The 13784-nt window shown below is 70.5% G+C and carries 10 protein-coding genes; 6 read left to right on the top strand and 4 right to left on the bottom strand.

All coding sequences use genetic code 11. The features are described 5' to 3' along the window. The first annotated feature begins 65 nt into the window (after positions 1–65). The 3 genes from OHT76_RS02820 (at position 66) to OHT76_RS02810 (ending at position 5207) form a co-directional block, all read left to right on the top strand. On the top strand, positions 66–3095 hold the full coding sequence (locus OHT76_RS02820) for a lantibiotic dehydratase (RefSeq protein WP_328869107.1): 3030 nt from the start codon (positions 66–68) through the stop codon (positions 3093–3095). Then, positions 3092–4240 carry a lanthionine synthetase C family protein gene (locus tag OHT76_RS02815; protein ID WP_328869106.1) on the top strand — a complete coding sequence of 383 codons (1149 nt, stop codon included), beginning with the start codon at positions 3092–3094 and terminating at the stop codon, positions 4238–4240. The genes OHT76_RS02820 and OHT76_RS02815 overlap by 4 nt, the downstream gene beginning before the upstream one ends. A gap of 115 nt (positions 4241–4355) precedes the next feature. Then, the gene (locus OHT76_RS02810; RefSeq protein WP_328869105.1) at positions 4356–5207 is read left to right on the top strand and encodes a thiopeptide-type bacteriocin biosynthesis protein; all 852 of its coding nucleotides are present in this window, start codon (positions 4356–4358) and stop codon (positions 5205–5207) included. 45 nt (positions 5208–5252) lie between these two features. Here OHT76_RS02810 and OHT76_RS02805 read toward each other — a convergent pair whose 3' ends face one another. Continuing rightward, positions 5253–5450 carry a hypothetical protein gene (locus OHT76_RS02805; protein ID WP_328869104.1) on the bottom strand — a complete coding sequence of 66 codons (198 nt, stop codon included), beginning with the start codon at positions 5448–5450 and terminating at the stop codon, positions 5253–5255. A gap of 259 nt (positions 5451–5709) precedes the next feature. Between OHT76_RS02805 and OHT76_RS02800 the strand changes: the two genes are divergently transcribed. Then, positions 5710–8025 (top strand): beta-L-arabinofuranosidase domain-containing protein, encoded by a 2316-nt coding sequence (locus tag OHT76_RS02800; protein WP_328869103.1) that lies wholly within the window; start codon positions 5710–5712, stop codon positions 8023–8025. A 54-nt stretch (positions 8026–8079) separates the two neighbouring features. Then, the gene (locus OHT76_RS02795) at positions 8080–8571 is read left to right on the top strand and encodes a DUF6328 family protein (RefSeq protein ID WP_328869102.1); all 492 of its coding nucleotides are present in this window, start codon (positions 8080–8082) and stop codon (positions 8569–8571) included. Positions 8572–8625: 54 nt separating this feature from the next. Here the strand turns inward: OHT76_RS02795 and OHT76_RS02790 are convergent, their stop codons facing one another. Together OHT76_RS02790 and OHT76_RS02785 are read right to left on the bottom strand one after the other, a co-directional pair. Continuing rightward, a complete protein-coding gene (locus OHT76_RS02790; protein ID WP_443049698.1) occupies positions 8626–9657 on the bottom strand; it encodes a hypothetical protein in 1032 nt (343 codons plus the stop codon). A gap of 91 nt (positions 9658–9748) precedes the next feature. Continuing rightward, positions 9749–10720, bottom strand: a complete 972-nt coding sequence (locus tag OHT76_RS02785) for an LLM class F420-dependent oxidoreductase (protein WP_328869100.1) — start codon at positions 10718–10720, stop codon at positions 9749–9751. A 58-nt stretch (positions 10721–10778) separates the two neighbouring features. Between OHT76_RS02785 and OHT76_RS02780 the strand changes: the two genes are divergently transcribed. Then, positions 10779–12179 (top strand): serine hydrolase domain-containing protein, encoded by a 1401-nt coding sequence (locus tag OHT76_RS02780; RefSeq protein WP_328869099.1) that lies wholly within the window; start codon positions 10779–10781, stop codon positions 12177–12179. Here the strand turns inward: OHT76_RS02780 and OHT76_RS02775 are convergent. Next, positions 12171–13697 (bottom strand): serine/threonine-protein kinase, encoded by a 1527-nt coding sequence (locus OHT76_RS02775; protein WP_328876437.1) that lies wholly within the window; start codon positions 13695–13697, stop codon positions 12171–12173. The genes OHT76_RS02780 and OHT76_RS02775 overlap by 9 nt on opposite strands. Between the last annotated feature and the right edge of the window lie 87 nt (positions 13698–13784).

Below are 13784 nucleotides of genomic sequence, written 5' to 3'. Positions count from 1 at the left end.
CCGGGCCGAGGCTCCTTGCCGGGCCCGGCCTCCGCGCCCTCGTGACGATGAAGGAGGCGTGTCCCATGTATCGCGCCATTGATGCGGGCATGGTCAGAGCTTCGGTGTTCCCCTTGGCGGCGACGCTGCCTCCCTGGCCAAATCTGTACGGCGACGCGTCCGCCGACGTGCACCCGTTGCGGGAGTGGATCGCTCAGGTCTGGACGGATGACACCGTGGCCGCTGCGATCGAGTTCGCCACCCCCCTCCTTGCCAAGTCCGTTGGGCAGGTGCTGAGCGGAGAACACCGGCGACCACGGATCGTCAGGCGCACGGCTGTCTCTCTGGCTCGCTACCTGCTGCGGATGCAGCACCGCGCCACCCCATTCGGGCTGTTCGCCGGGCCCGCACCCGTACGTTTCGGGGGTACAGCCCGAGTCCAGTGGGGCGCCGATCACCGCGCCTTCGCGCGCGCCGACGCCATGTGGCTGAAGGAGGTCATCGCCGTCCTGGAACGCGATCTGGACGTGCTGCGGCACCTGCATGTCATCGCCGACCCCACCTGCACCGTGCGAGGGGGCAGCATCACTGTGCAGCACCAGCCGGGCGGCGCTGACGGTCCCACCGATACGCGGCTACGGCGCACCCCAGCCGTCGAAGCGGTACTGGCTCTCGCCCGTGCACCCATCACGGTCGGCGACCTCACGACCAAACTGCGCAGCGACTACCCCAACACGCCGCTTGCGGTGATCGAGGACATGCTGCGCAACCTTGTCGCGCACCGGGTGCTTCTGAGCAGCCTGCACGCCCCCATGACATGCGACGACGCGCTCGGTCACCTGATCAACCAGCTCGAAACAGCCGCAGCCGCCTCCGACGCGGTCAGGAAGCTGCGGCAGGTTCACACGCTGCTGACCGCCCACAACAGCGGCCCACTGGACAACCAGCAGTCTCTCCGCGCACAGGCAGGCGCGAGGATGAATGCCCTCACCGGCATCACGGACCGCACCCTGGTCGTCAACCTACAGCCCGACTGCGACATCGTCCTCCCGAAGATCGTGACCCGTGAGGCGGAGCGCGCCCTGGAGGTCATGGCCCGGATCACGCCGTACCCGAATGGCTCTGGGGCCTGGCGGGATTACCGGACGCGGTTCCTTGAGCGCTACAGCATGGGCGCCATCGTCCCCTTGCGTGACCTCACCGACCCAGATGTCGGCCTCGGCCTTCCGGCGGGCTATCGCGGCACGGTCCTGAGACGCCCAGTGGTGGCCACGAGCCGGCGCGACGAATACCTCCTCGCCCTCGCCCAGCACGCTGCCCTCAACGACCAGCGCGAGATCGTCCTCAGCGAGGAGGACATCCAGGCGCTGTCCCTCGGCGAGCCCGACCAGGTTCCCGCGCACGTCGAACTGTGCTTCACCGTGCTGTCGCCCTCCCTGAAGGACCTGCAGCGGGGTCGGTTCACCCTGACCACGGTCGGGCTCTCCCTCGCGGCCGGTACCACTACCGGCCGCTTCCTGACCATGCTGGAGCGACCCGACCGGGAGCGGATGACCGCCGCGTATGCCGACCTGCCGACGCTCACTGTCGGCGCCGCCCGAGGCCAGGTCTCCAGCCCGCCGCTGCGGCTGCCGACGTACAACGTCGCACGCGCCCCGGCTGTCGTGCCGAACGTGCTGTCCATCAGCGAGCACAACCCGCAGGCCACCCTCGACCTGGACGACGTCGGCGTCGTCGCCGACTCCCAGCGTCTGTACCTCGTGCACCTTGCCACCTGCCGGCCGATCGAACCGTCGGTCATGAACGCCGTGGAACTCACCAACGCCACCCACCCACTGGTCCGCTTCGTGTGCGAACTGCCCCGCTCACACGCCGCGGTCCTCCTGCCCTTCGCCTGGGGCGCGGCAGTCCAACTGCCGTTCCTTCCCGAAGTGCGCGTCGGCCGGACCATCCTGTCCGCCGCGTGCTGGCGACTCCGCGCCCGAGACCTCGGCGGGGACAACTGGGCCTTCCGCTTCACCGAATGGCGCATCCGCTACGGCATGCCGCGCACCGTCTACGTGGGCAGCGACGACCAGCGGCTGCGCCTGGACCTCGACATCCCCGCCCACGTCCGGCTCCTTCAGGCCGAGATGGACCGACAGGGAACGGTGGTGCTCCACGAGGCGTCCCCGGAGAGCGCGTTCGGCTGGCTGGGACGCGCGCACGAGATCACCGTGCCCTTCGCCGCCGACCAGCCACCCGCCCCCGCGCCCATCTTCCGGACCACGACCGTGGTGGCGCGCAACTCCGGCCGGATACCGGGCGCAAGCGAGTGGGCGTACCTGAAGCTGTACGGCAACGCCGACCGCGCGCCGGAGGTGCTGACAACCCACCTGCCGCGGTTGCTGAGCGAGTGGGGAGCCGAGGGGCCGGACTGGTGGTTTACCCGCTACGTCGACCCCCACAGCCACCTGCGACTGCGGCTCCGCCTGCCAGACCCGCACGCCTTCGGCGACGCCGCACAGCGCGTCGCAGCGTGGGCGAGCGAGCTGCGCGCCGAGGGCTTGCTCCAGCGCGTGCAATGGGACACCGACGAGCCGGAGACCGGCCGCTACGGTACCGGCACCGTCCTGGAGGCCGCCGAGCGGTTCTTCGCCGCCGACTCCGCCGCCGCCCTCGCGCAGATGGCCCTGCCCATCTCCGATCACCTGCGGCCTGCCGTCACCGCCGCCAGCTTCGTGGACATCGCCGATGCCTGCCTCGGCTCACGCGCAGACAGCCGGGCATGGCTCACGACCAATATCCCGAAGAACGACGGCGACCCCGCACCCCGTGACGTACTCACCACAGCGATCCGACTCATCACCCCGGACCACGACCACGCCTGCCTGCGGTCCCTGCCGGACGGCGCCTACGTCGCCACAACGTGGGCCCGGCGCCGAGGCGCCCTGACCGCCTACCACCAGGCCCTCACCGCCAACAGTGCCGACCCAGCCGCCGTACTGCCATCCCTACTGCACATGCACTACAACCGCACCGCCGGCATCGACCCGGACGGCGAAGCCACCTGCCGCCGCCTCGCCCGCGCCGCCGCACTGTCCTGGATCGCCCGTACCCAAGGAGCCCTGCGGTGACCATCGCCCCACCCGCCATCGAAGCTGGCCTGGCCACCCGGCAGTCTCTCGCGCATGGCCCCCTCGGCATCGCGCTGCTCCACATCGAACGAGCCCGGCGCGGCCTCGCCCCATGGCAGTCCGTCCACCGGCAACTCGCCGCCGTCCGCCCCCTGATCGACGGAGACGATGCCAGCCTGTTCCTCGGCGCGCCCGCGATGACGTATGTCCTGCACCTGGCCGCCGCCGACAGCGACCGCTACGCCGGAGCCCTGCGCACACTGGACGACGTCGTCGCCACACACATCCGCCGCCGCCTCGCTGCCGCTCACGCACGCATCGACCAGGGCCGCTACGCCAGCTTCGCCGAGTACGACCTGTTCCGGGGCCTGACTGGACTCGGTGCCCTCCTGCTGCGGCGCCGACCGGAGAGCGACGAACTGAAGGCCGTCCTGGAGTACCTGGTCCGGCTTACCGAACCCGCGGCTGGGCCCAAGGGGCAACCGCTTCCCGGCTGGTGGGTCGGGCACGCGCCGGCCGGCCAACGGGCGGCAACGCCGGGCGGTCATGCCAACGCCGGTCTCGCCCACGGCATCACCGGCCCGCTCGCCCTTCTCGCCCTGGCCAAGCGCCACGGCATCACCGTGAACGGCCACGACGCCGCCATGGCCCGTATCTGTCGCTGGCTCGATCGCATACGCCGCAGTGACCACCACGGAACTCGCTGGCCGCGCTGGATCGCCACTACAGGCCCGACGTCCGCGGCGCCGACCGCACCGTCCTGGTGCTACGGCGTCCCCGGAGTGGCTCGTGCGCAGCAGCTCGCTGCGATCGCCCTCGGCGACGAGGACCGCAAGAGGATGGCCGAACGCGCGCTCCTGTACTGCCTGTCCGACCCGCACCAGCTCGACCAGCTCACCACCCGCGGCCTGTGCCATGGAATCGGCGGCCTCCTGCGCACCGTGCAACGTGTCGCTGAGGACGCCGAGATCCCCACGGTGTTCACGGACCGACTCCCCGAACTGCGTGAGCGTTTTCTCGCTCTCGCCCCTCCGGAAGATGACGGCTTCCTCGAAGGGGCGGCAGGAGCGGCCCTGGCCTTCCAGAGTCCCGAACCGGGGTCCGCGCCCGCCAACGACTGGGACGCCTGCCTGCTTCTGTGCTGAGGGGGACGACGTGGACCACACGGCCACCAGTGCGATGGAGGGTGCCATCCTGTCCGTCCTGGCGGGAACGCCAATCGAGGAGGCCGCCAGCAGGGTACGCGCATCCCCTGCTCGATTGGCCGACGCAGTTGAGCGGTACCGCGCCGCCGGCCGAGCCGCACTCACCACCTCACCCGCAGGCTGGCACCAGGTGAACATCGAGTTCGCCGACTACCCCACTGCGGAACGCGCCTTTCGTGCGTACATCCTGCCGGCCCTGCGCACCGGGCCGGTCGGAGCATGGTGGTTCTTGCGCAAGTACCCTTGCTGGCGTCTGCGCGTCCAGGCGAGCCCGGAGGCACGGATCAAAGACGCCGTCGCGCAGGTCACCGACGTCCTCGACAGCGCACTGTCCTGGGGCGTGGCCAAGGGGTGGTGGTCTTCCCTGTACGAGCCGGAAACCATCGCGTTCGGCGGCCCGGAAGGGTTGATGCTCGGGCACGCCCTGTTCCACGCCGACAGCGTCGGCGTGCTCGACTACCACCAGCACGCCACCGAAGGCACCGGCGGCCTCCTCGGAGCCAAAGAGACCTCCCTCCTCGTCGTCGCCCTGTTCCTGCGTGCCGCCGGACTGGAATGGGGAGAACAAGGAGACGTCTGGGGGCAGATCGAAGCCCGGCGACCACTCCCCGAAGATGTGTCCCCGGGCCAGGTGAGCTGCATGGTGGACTCGCTACGGCGCCTCCTGACGCTCGATGCCGGCCCCGCACTCACCGGTGGCCAACTCGCGCTGCTGGGGATCTGGGTTGCCGGCATGGAGCGCGGCGGCCGAGCCCTCGCGGACGCGGCACGCGTGGGCAACCTTCAACTCGGCCTGCGCGGCATCCTGGCACGGCACATTCTCTTCCACTGGAACCGGATGGGCTTCACCACGCGCCAGCAGGCCATCTGGGCACGAGCGGCACGCGAGACCATCCTCGGTAGCTGACCGGCGTTCCACGCCGACTTCACGTGAGCCCCCTGAAGTACCCCGTCAGGCCGTGAAGGCGCCGTCCTCACCGTTCGTCCAGCGACAGTGCCGCTCCGACAATGCCTGACCGCGCAGTTCTCGGTCGGGCGGCATCCGGTTTCGCCTCCCGACGACGAAGAAAATGTCCGCAGCGTTGACGCCGTATTTCGCGCTAATTATGGTGCCGTCGACACAACGAACAGTGTTCGATATATCGAACATGGTCAGTCGTCCTGTCCGTCCCGAGGGCCGAGCCCGACCCGTCCGCGTTCAGACGCCAGGTCCGAGGGTTCTCGATCCCGCCCTCGGCCGTGAGGAGACGTTCTTGCGTGCTCGTTCGCCGACCGGCACTTGCCCAAAACCAGACGTGGTCTGCGCGTTATTCGTCCTTGTCCGCCACGTCCGCCTCCGGGACTCCTCCGAACGGGCCCTTCCTGCGGGCCTGAGCCCCCGTCAGCTCCCCCCACGGAAAGAGCACACGATGCCGTCAGAGCTCAGCAGACGCCGCCTCCTGCAAGCCGCCGGGGCCTCGGTCGCCGCCTCCGCCACCGGCTCTCTCCTCGGCAGTGCGCCCGCCCACGCGGCGGTGGTCCCGCCGGTCCGGTCCGACATCGGGGCCCTGGCGCATCCCTTCGAACTCGGCCAGGTCCGACTGACCGCGAGCCGCTGGCTGGACAACCAGAACCGCACCGCGAGCTACCTGCGGTTCGTCGACGTCGACCGGCTCGTGTACAACTTCCGCGCAAACCACCGCCTGTCCACGGCCGGCGCGAGCCCCGGCGGCGGCTGGGACGCGCCGGACTTCCCCTTCCGCAGCCACGTCCAGGGCCACTTCCTCACCGCCTGGGCCCAGCTGTACGCCGTGACCGGCGACACCGTATGCCGGGACAAGGCGACGTACATGGTCGCGGAGCTGGCGAAGTGTCAGGCCAACAACAGCGCCGCCGGATTCGGCGCCGGATATCTCTCCGGCTACCCCGAGTCCGACTTCACCGCCCTGGAACAGCGCACCCTCACCAACGGCAATGTGCCGTACTACACCATCCACAAGACGCTCACCGGCCTGCTGGACGTATGGCGCTTCATCGGCAACACCCAGGCCCGTGACGTACTGCTGGCCCTGGCGGGGTGGGTCGACGCACGCACCGGCCGGCTGACCGCGGCGCAGATGCAGGCCATGCTGGGCACCGAGTTCGGCGGCATGAACGCCGTACTGACCGATCTCTACCAGCAGACCGGCGACGCGCGCTGGCTCACCGTCGCCCGCCGCTTCGACCACGCCGCGGTCTTCGACCCCCTGGCCGCGAACCAGGACCAGCTCAACGGCCTGCACGCCAACACCCAGGTGCCGAAGTGGATAGGCGCCGCCCGCGAGTACAAGGCCACCGGCACCACCCGCTACCGCGACATCGCCACCAACGCCTGGAACATCTGCGTCGGCACCCACACCTACGCCATCGGCGGCAACAGCCAGGCCGAGCACTTCCGCGCCCCCAACGCCATCGCCGCCTACCTGCGCCAGGACACCTGCGAGAGCTGCAACACCTTCAACATGCTCACCCTGACTCGGGAGTTGTTCGCCCTCGACCCGAGCCGGGCCGCGCTGTTCGACTACTACGAGCAGGCGTGGCTCAACCAGATGATCGGCCAGCAGAACCCGGCCGACTCCCACGGCCACGTCACCTACTTCACCCCGCTCAACCCCGGCGGCCGGCGCGGCGTGGGACCGGCGTGGGGAGGCGGCACCTGGAGCACCGACTACACCACCTTCTGGTGCTGCCAGGGCACCGGCCTGGAGATGCACACCAGGCTGATGGACTCCGTGTATTACCGCGCCGGCACCACCCTGACGGTGAACCTGTTCGTCCCCTCGGTCCTCACCTGGTCCGAGCGCGGCATCACCGTCACCCAGACCACCTCGTACCCGGCGAGCGACACCACGACCCTGCGCGTCACCGGCAACGCCGCCGGCACCTGGACCATGCGCATCCGCATCCCGGGCTGGACCACCGGCGCCACCGTCAGCGTCAACGGCACCGCCCAGAACATCCCGACCACGCCCGGCAGTTACGCCGCCCTCACCCGCGCCTGGACGTCCGGCGACACGGTCACCGTCCGCCTCCCCATGCGGGTCGTCATGCGGCCGGCCAACGACAACCCCAATGTCGCCGCGATCACCTACGGCCCGGTCGTCCTGTCCGGCAACTACGGCAACACCGCGCTCAGTTCACTGCCGTCCCTGGACACGACCTCGATCAGGCGGACCAGCACCAGCACCCTCGCCTTCACCGCCACCGCGGCCGGCGCCACCGTGAACCTGGGCCCGTTCCACGACGCCCACGGTCACAACTACACCGTCTACTGGAGCACCGGCACCACCCCCACCGTGCGCCTCGTCAACGCGGCCAGCGGTCTGGTGCTGGGCATCCAGGACATGTCCACCGCCGACGGCGGCCGCGCCCTCCAGTGGAACGACTCCGGCACCGCCGACCACAACTGGGAAATGATCAGCGACGGCAGCGCCTTCCGCTTCCGCAACGCCCACAGCGGCAAGGTCCTCGGCGTCCAGGACATGTCCACCGCCGACGACGCGACCGTCCTGCAATGGGCGGACAACGGCACCGCCGACCACCGGTGGACCCTGCTCGACCAGAACGACGGCACCTACAAGATCCGCAACGTCCACAGCGGGAAACTGCTCGCCATCGCGGGCAACTCCACCGCCGTCGGCGCCTTCGCGGTCCAGGACTCGGACGACGGCACGGCCGACAACCGATGGCGTGTCGTGCGCAACTAGCACCCGGGCCCTCGAGAACTGTTTGAACGATCACCGCCGGGTCACCCGGACCCCATGTCGCAGGCAACGGAGAGACGCACCGGTCGCGACGAGACCGAGGAAGAGCGCGCCGACCGTATGTGGTCCGAGCTCATCCAGGAGGTCCGGGTGGCTCAGATGGGTGTGCAGATCCTGTTCGCGTTCCTGCTCACCGTCGTGTTCACCCCTACGTACGCCGACCTGGGCGACACCGAGAAGACCATCTACATCGTGACCGTCGTCCTGGGCGCCGCCGCCACCGGCGCCCTGATCGGACCTGTGTCCCTGCACCGTCTGGTGTCCGGGCGCCGCATCAAACCGCGTGCCGTGGAGTGGGCCTCCCGGCTGACCTTCGTCGGGCTGGTGCTGCTGCTGGCCACGATGACGTCCTCGCTGCTGCTGATCCTGCGGGTCGCCACGGATGACGGCTACGTGCCCTGGCTCGTCGCGGGCGTGGTGCTGTGGTACCTGATCTGCTGGTTCGTCCTGCCGTGGTGGACCCGGCACCGCTATACGTCGAGGGACTGACGCGCCCACCGCCCCATCGTGGCGGCAGTGGGCCGCCCAGCGGCATGCGTACGGCTACTCGGCCGCCCCGGTTCCCTTGGCGCCGCGCAGCGCCGTGATGCACGAGGCGATCGCCTGCTGGAGCTCCTCCAACTGCTGCACCATGTCGTCCTCGACGAACTCCTGCACATCATCGAAGGTGAGCTCCTCGAACACCTTCGTCGCCCGCTGCAGGCTGCTGTAGAACTTCGTCCGCCGCTCCTGGACGCGGAGCTCGGGGTCGGCCTCCACCGTCTCGGCGACGAGGGTCTTCATGGTGTCGTAGGCCTCGGTGGCCCACCCGCCGGTGTCCTCGTCCTCGTCCAGCTCGTCGAGCAGGGACAGATGCCGCTCGGCCTCCTGGCGGAGGTCGGCGGGCGCGTCGATGGTCTGCCCGGCGGGGGTCTTGACCTGGCCGGACTCCGCGATCTGGCGGACGTAGCCGATCCGGTCGGCGGCCCGGCTCTCGCTGGCGACGGCCTTCTTCAGATCGTCGGTGCGCACCACGTCCCGGGCCAACTCGGCCTGGAGTTCCGGGTCTTCCTTGATGCGGTCGAGCAGCGCGCTGCGGGCCGCGCGGGCGGTAGAAGGGTCGGCGAGGATCGCGGCACGCAGCGCGGTGGGGTTCTCCGCGACCTCCAGCGCCTTCGTCGGCCGGATGCCCTCCGCCTCGGCGGCCTCGGCGATGGCCGTGCCCCGCTCGGAGGTGGCGCTGTTGCGGGAGACGTAGTAGCTCAGCCACACGTCGGCGTCCGGCAGCTCCACCGCCGCGCCCGGCTGGAGCGCCTCGAAGTGCGGGACGAGACCGTCGTCGGCGGCCCGGTCCCAGGCCTTGTAGTAGCGCATGACTCGCTCGGGCGAGCAGCCGGCCAGCTCGGCGAACTCCTTCGCCGACACCTTCGGCGTCTCGTCCGCGCCTTGACCGCCGGGGCGCACACTGCGCGCCACCATCAGGCCGAAGGCCCACCCGCCGGTGCGCGCGTACGCCCCGAACTCACGCGCGTCCCGCGCGACGAGGTCGGACAGCGGCGCGGGGGACGACTCGGACGGGGCGAAGGCTAGGGTCACGGAGGACTCTCCTGAGGCTGGGCCGGATTGCATGTGCCGACGGGCAAGCCTATATGCACCTGCATGCGACGGTTTGCCGACCCCGGGTGTGTCACCCGAAGGCGTCCCGCAGCGCCGGCAGCAGTGTCTTCTCCGACCAGTCCAGATAGGCCGGCTGCGACTCCCCGCCGATCTGCACCAGGGCGATCTCGCCGAACCCGGCCTCCGCGTACGGCCGTACGGCCTCGACGAAGGCGTCCGGGTCGTCGCCGCACGGGATGGCGGTGGAGACGTCGTCCGGAGTGACGAACTGGGTGGCCGACTCGAAGGAATCGGGGTGCGGCAGCTCCGAGTTGACCTTCCAGCCACCGCCGAACCAGCGGAACTGCGCATGGGCGCGCTTGACCGCCGTGTCCCGGTCGGGGTCGTGGCACACCGGCAGCTGGCCGACACGCGGTTTGCCCTGGCCGCCGTGCCGGTCGAAGGCCTCCAGCAGACCCGCCTTCGGCTCGGTGGCGATCACCAGGTCGGCAAGCCGGCCCGCGAGTGAGCAGGACTGTTCGCCGGAGACGGCGACGCCGATCGGCGGCGGCTGCTCGGGCAGGTCCCACAGGCGGGCCGAGTCCACGTCGTAGTGGGCGCCGTGATGGGTGACATGGCCGCCGTCGAAGAGCGCCCGGATGATTCCGATCGCCTCCTCCAGCATCTCGTGCCGCACATCGACGGACGGCCAACCACCGCCCACCACATGCTCGTTGAGGTTCTCCCCGGAGCCGAGCCCGAGGCGGAAGCGGCCGTCGGACAGCAGTTGCATCGTGGCCGCCTTCTGCGCGACCACCGCCGGGTGGTAGCGGAAGGTCGGACACGTCACATAGGTCATCAGCGGCATCCGCCGAGTCGCCTGGGCCGCCGCGCCGAGCACGGTCCACGCGTACGGCGAGTGACCCTGCGAGCGCAGCCAGGGAAAGTAGTGGTCCGAGGTCACGGAGAAATCGAAGCCCGCCTCTTCGGCGCGCACCACGTGGTCGACGAGGTCACGGGGGCCGGCTTGTTCGGTCATCATCGTGTATCCGATTTGCACCATGCGGCCCGAGTCCCCGACCCGGGCACGGGAAAACGGCCTGGTGGGTAAGGATGCCGTCATGACGACACGCGCACTGCCCGCCAGCACGCCCGCGTCCCAGGGCGTCGAAGCATCCGGCATCCACGCCTTCCTCGACGCCCTCGAAACCGACCCCGACATCGAGCCGCACAGCCTCATGATCATGCGGCACGGCCGGCTCGTCGCCTCCGGCTGGTGGGCGCCGTACACCGCCGAACGCCCGCAGTTGCTGTACTCGCTCAGCAAGAGCTTCACCTCCACCGCCGCCGGGTTCGCCGTCGCCGAGGGGCTGCTGCGGCTCGACGACCCGGTGATCTCGTACTTCCCCGAGCTCGACGCCGACGTCACCGACCCGCGCAGCCGCGCGATGCTGGTGCGCCACGTGGCGTCGATGGCCAGCGGACACGAGGCCGAGACCGTCGAGCGGGCCCGTGCGCTGGACCCCGACGAGCTGGTGCGAGGGTTCCTCCGGCTCCCGCCGGAGCATGATCCGGGGACCGTGTTCGCCTACAACCAGCCCACCACCTACACCCTCGCCAGGATCGTCCAGCGCGTCTCCGGCCAGTCGCTCACCGACTATCTGCGCCCCCGGCTCTTCGACCCGATAGGCATCGGCGAGGTGGCGTGGCTGCGGGACCGGGCCGGGCGCGAGCTCGGCTTCAGCGGGCTGCACGCCACCACCGACGCGATCGCCCGGCTGGGACAGCTCTACCTGAGCCGCGGCATGTGGGACGGACGGCAGGTCCTGCCCGAGTCCTGGGTGGCCGAGGCCACCCGCCTGCACACGGCGAACGATCAGGGACCGATGGGCGGCGCGGACTGGCGGCAGGGGTACGGCCTGCAGTTCTGGATGTCTCGGCACGGCTACCGCGGTGACGGCGCCTATGGCCAGTTCTGTATGGTCCTGCCCGAGCACGACGTGGTGATCGCCACGACCGCGGCCACCGTGGAGATGCAGCGGATGCTGGATCTGGTCTGGACGCATCTGCTGCCCGCCTTCGGTCCCGCGCCGCTGCCCGGCCGGGAGGAGGCGGACGCGGCCCTGGCCGAGCGGCTGGCCGGGCTCGCGCTGTCACCGGCCGCCGGAAAGGCCGCGCCGGAGGAGTGGTCCGCCGTCTCCTTCGGCTCCGACGGGATCTCCGCGGAGGTCATCGCGGATCCGGACGGCCACCGGCTGACCCTCGTCGAGGACGGTCACCGGCTGGAACTGCGGCTCGCGGACAGCGGCTGGAGCGTCGCCGAGGCGCCGGTCCCCACCGCGGTGAGCGGCGGCTGGACCGACGCCGACACACTGGAGGTGGACGTGCTCTTCCTGGAGACGCCCCACCGTCTCGCCGTGACCTGCTCGCTGCCGGACCGCACGTGCACGGCACGCTGGCGCACCCAGCCGCTGCACCCCCGGCCGCTCAGCGCGATGGGCGCGCCCCGCCGGTCAGTCTGACGGCTCCTGGAACGTGCGCAGGGCGGTGGCCAGGGCCTCGCGGTTGTCCGCGTCGTCCCAGTCGGCCGCGGCCGCCGTCCAGCGCAGCGAATAGCCGCGCCCGCCGCCGATGAGGTAGCCCCGGCCGAAGGTACGGACCCGGGTGCCGTCGGCGTTCGCCAGCCACTCCATCTCCGCGGCCTCCCGGCCCCGGTACGTCGTCGCCCGGATCTCGCCGATCCGCCGGTAGCCGCCGGCCTGCTTCAGACCGGGCTCCACATCCCGCCAGACGGCGACGGGATCGGGGCCGACCCGTTCGCTGTAGGTGACGGTGAGCGTCCGTGGGTCGCCCTCCGCGCCGAGGACGACCCGGTACGCCAGATCCGAGACCCGGTTGGTGCTCAGCGGCTGCCAGCCCTCCGGGAGCGTGACGGAGAAGCCCTGGGGGGAGTCGTAGCGGCCAAAGGGCGATTCCGTGGGGGTGGGCGATGGCGTGGCCGACGGACTGGGGGAGGCGGAAGCGGTCGCGGACGGGGTCGTCGCGCCGGGCTTCGCCCCCGCGGCGGGGGAGTCCGAGCCGCCCGGCAGCCGGTCGGTCACCGCGAGAACGGCGACCGCGACGGTGACGACCGCCAGCGCGGTCCCGGCGATCATGGTGCGGTTGCTCCAGCCCGGGCAGTGCGCGTAACGGCCGCGCAGCCGGGGGCTCGGCATCGCCACCGCGGTCTCCTCGTCGAGGGTGCGGACGAGGGCCTCGCGGACCACCGGGCGGGGCAGCCGCTCCACCGGGTCCTTGCGCAGCAGGCCCTGCACGGCCTGGGTGAGCGGCCCGGCACGCACCGGGGTGCGCAGCGGCAGCCGGTCCACGCCCTTCAGCGTGGCCTCCGGCCGCCCCCGGTCCCGGAAGGGCGGGCGTCCCTCCAGCATGGTGTAGAGCAGCGCGCCCAGGCTCCACATATCGGTGGCCGGCCCGAAGCGCTCGTCGCGTGCCTGCTCGGGGGAGGCGTAGGCGGGGGCGGAGAGCCGGGGCGCGAGGGTGGCGCCGGCCAGCCCGAAACCGGTGACGACGACGGAACCCTCGTCGCGCACGAACACCTGGGCAGGGCTGAGTTCGCCGTGCGTGATGCCCTGCCCGTGCGCGGCCTCCAGTACGTCGAGCAGTTCCAGACCGATGCGCGCGGCCCGGACATAGTTCAACGTGCCCCGCTGGGCAAGGAGTTCGCTCAGCGGCACACCGTCGATCCACCGAGTGACCACCCAGAGCGTGCCCGACTCCTCGACGACATCGACGACTTCGGCGACCCGGTCGGCAACCATCAACGCCATCCGCTCGGAGGTCCGAACGACGCGCGCGGTGATCCGGCGCGCCTCCTCCCCACCCGGATCGTCCGGCAGCCCGATCTGTGTGATCAGAACGGGCCGCTCCACCCCGATGTCCTCGCCGTACCAGCAGACGCGGTTGGTCTCCCGACTGACCACCTCGACGAGCCGGTATCTCCCGGCGACCAACACGGGTGTGGAGACGTGCGCCTTGACCATGGTCATCCCTCGCTGAACCCCTGGCTCTCACCTTTCCCAGAGGTACGGCGGGTGTGACGGGGTGTGTTCAAGGATTTGCCGCGCGAG

The organism is Streptomyces sp. NBC_00287 (assembly GCF_036173105.1).
Classification (GTDB): Bacteria; Actinomycetota; Actinomycetes; order Streptomycetales; family Streptomycetaceae; genus Streptomyces.
The sequence above is the reverse complement of the archived record's forward strand: the minus strand, read 5'-3'. Positions and strand labels throughout refer to the sequence as shown.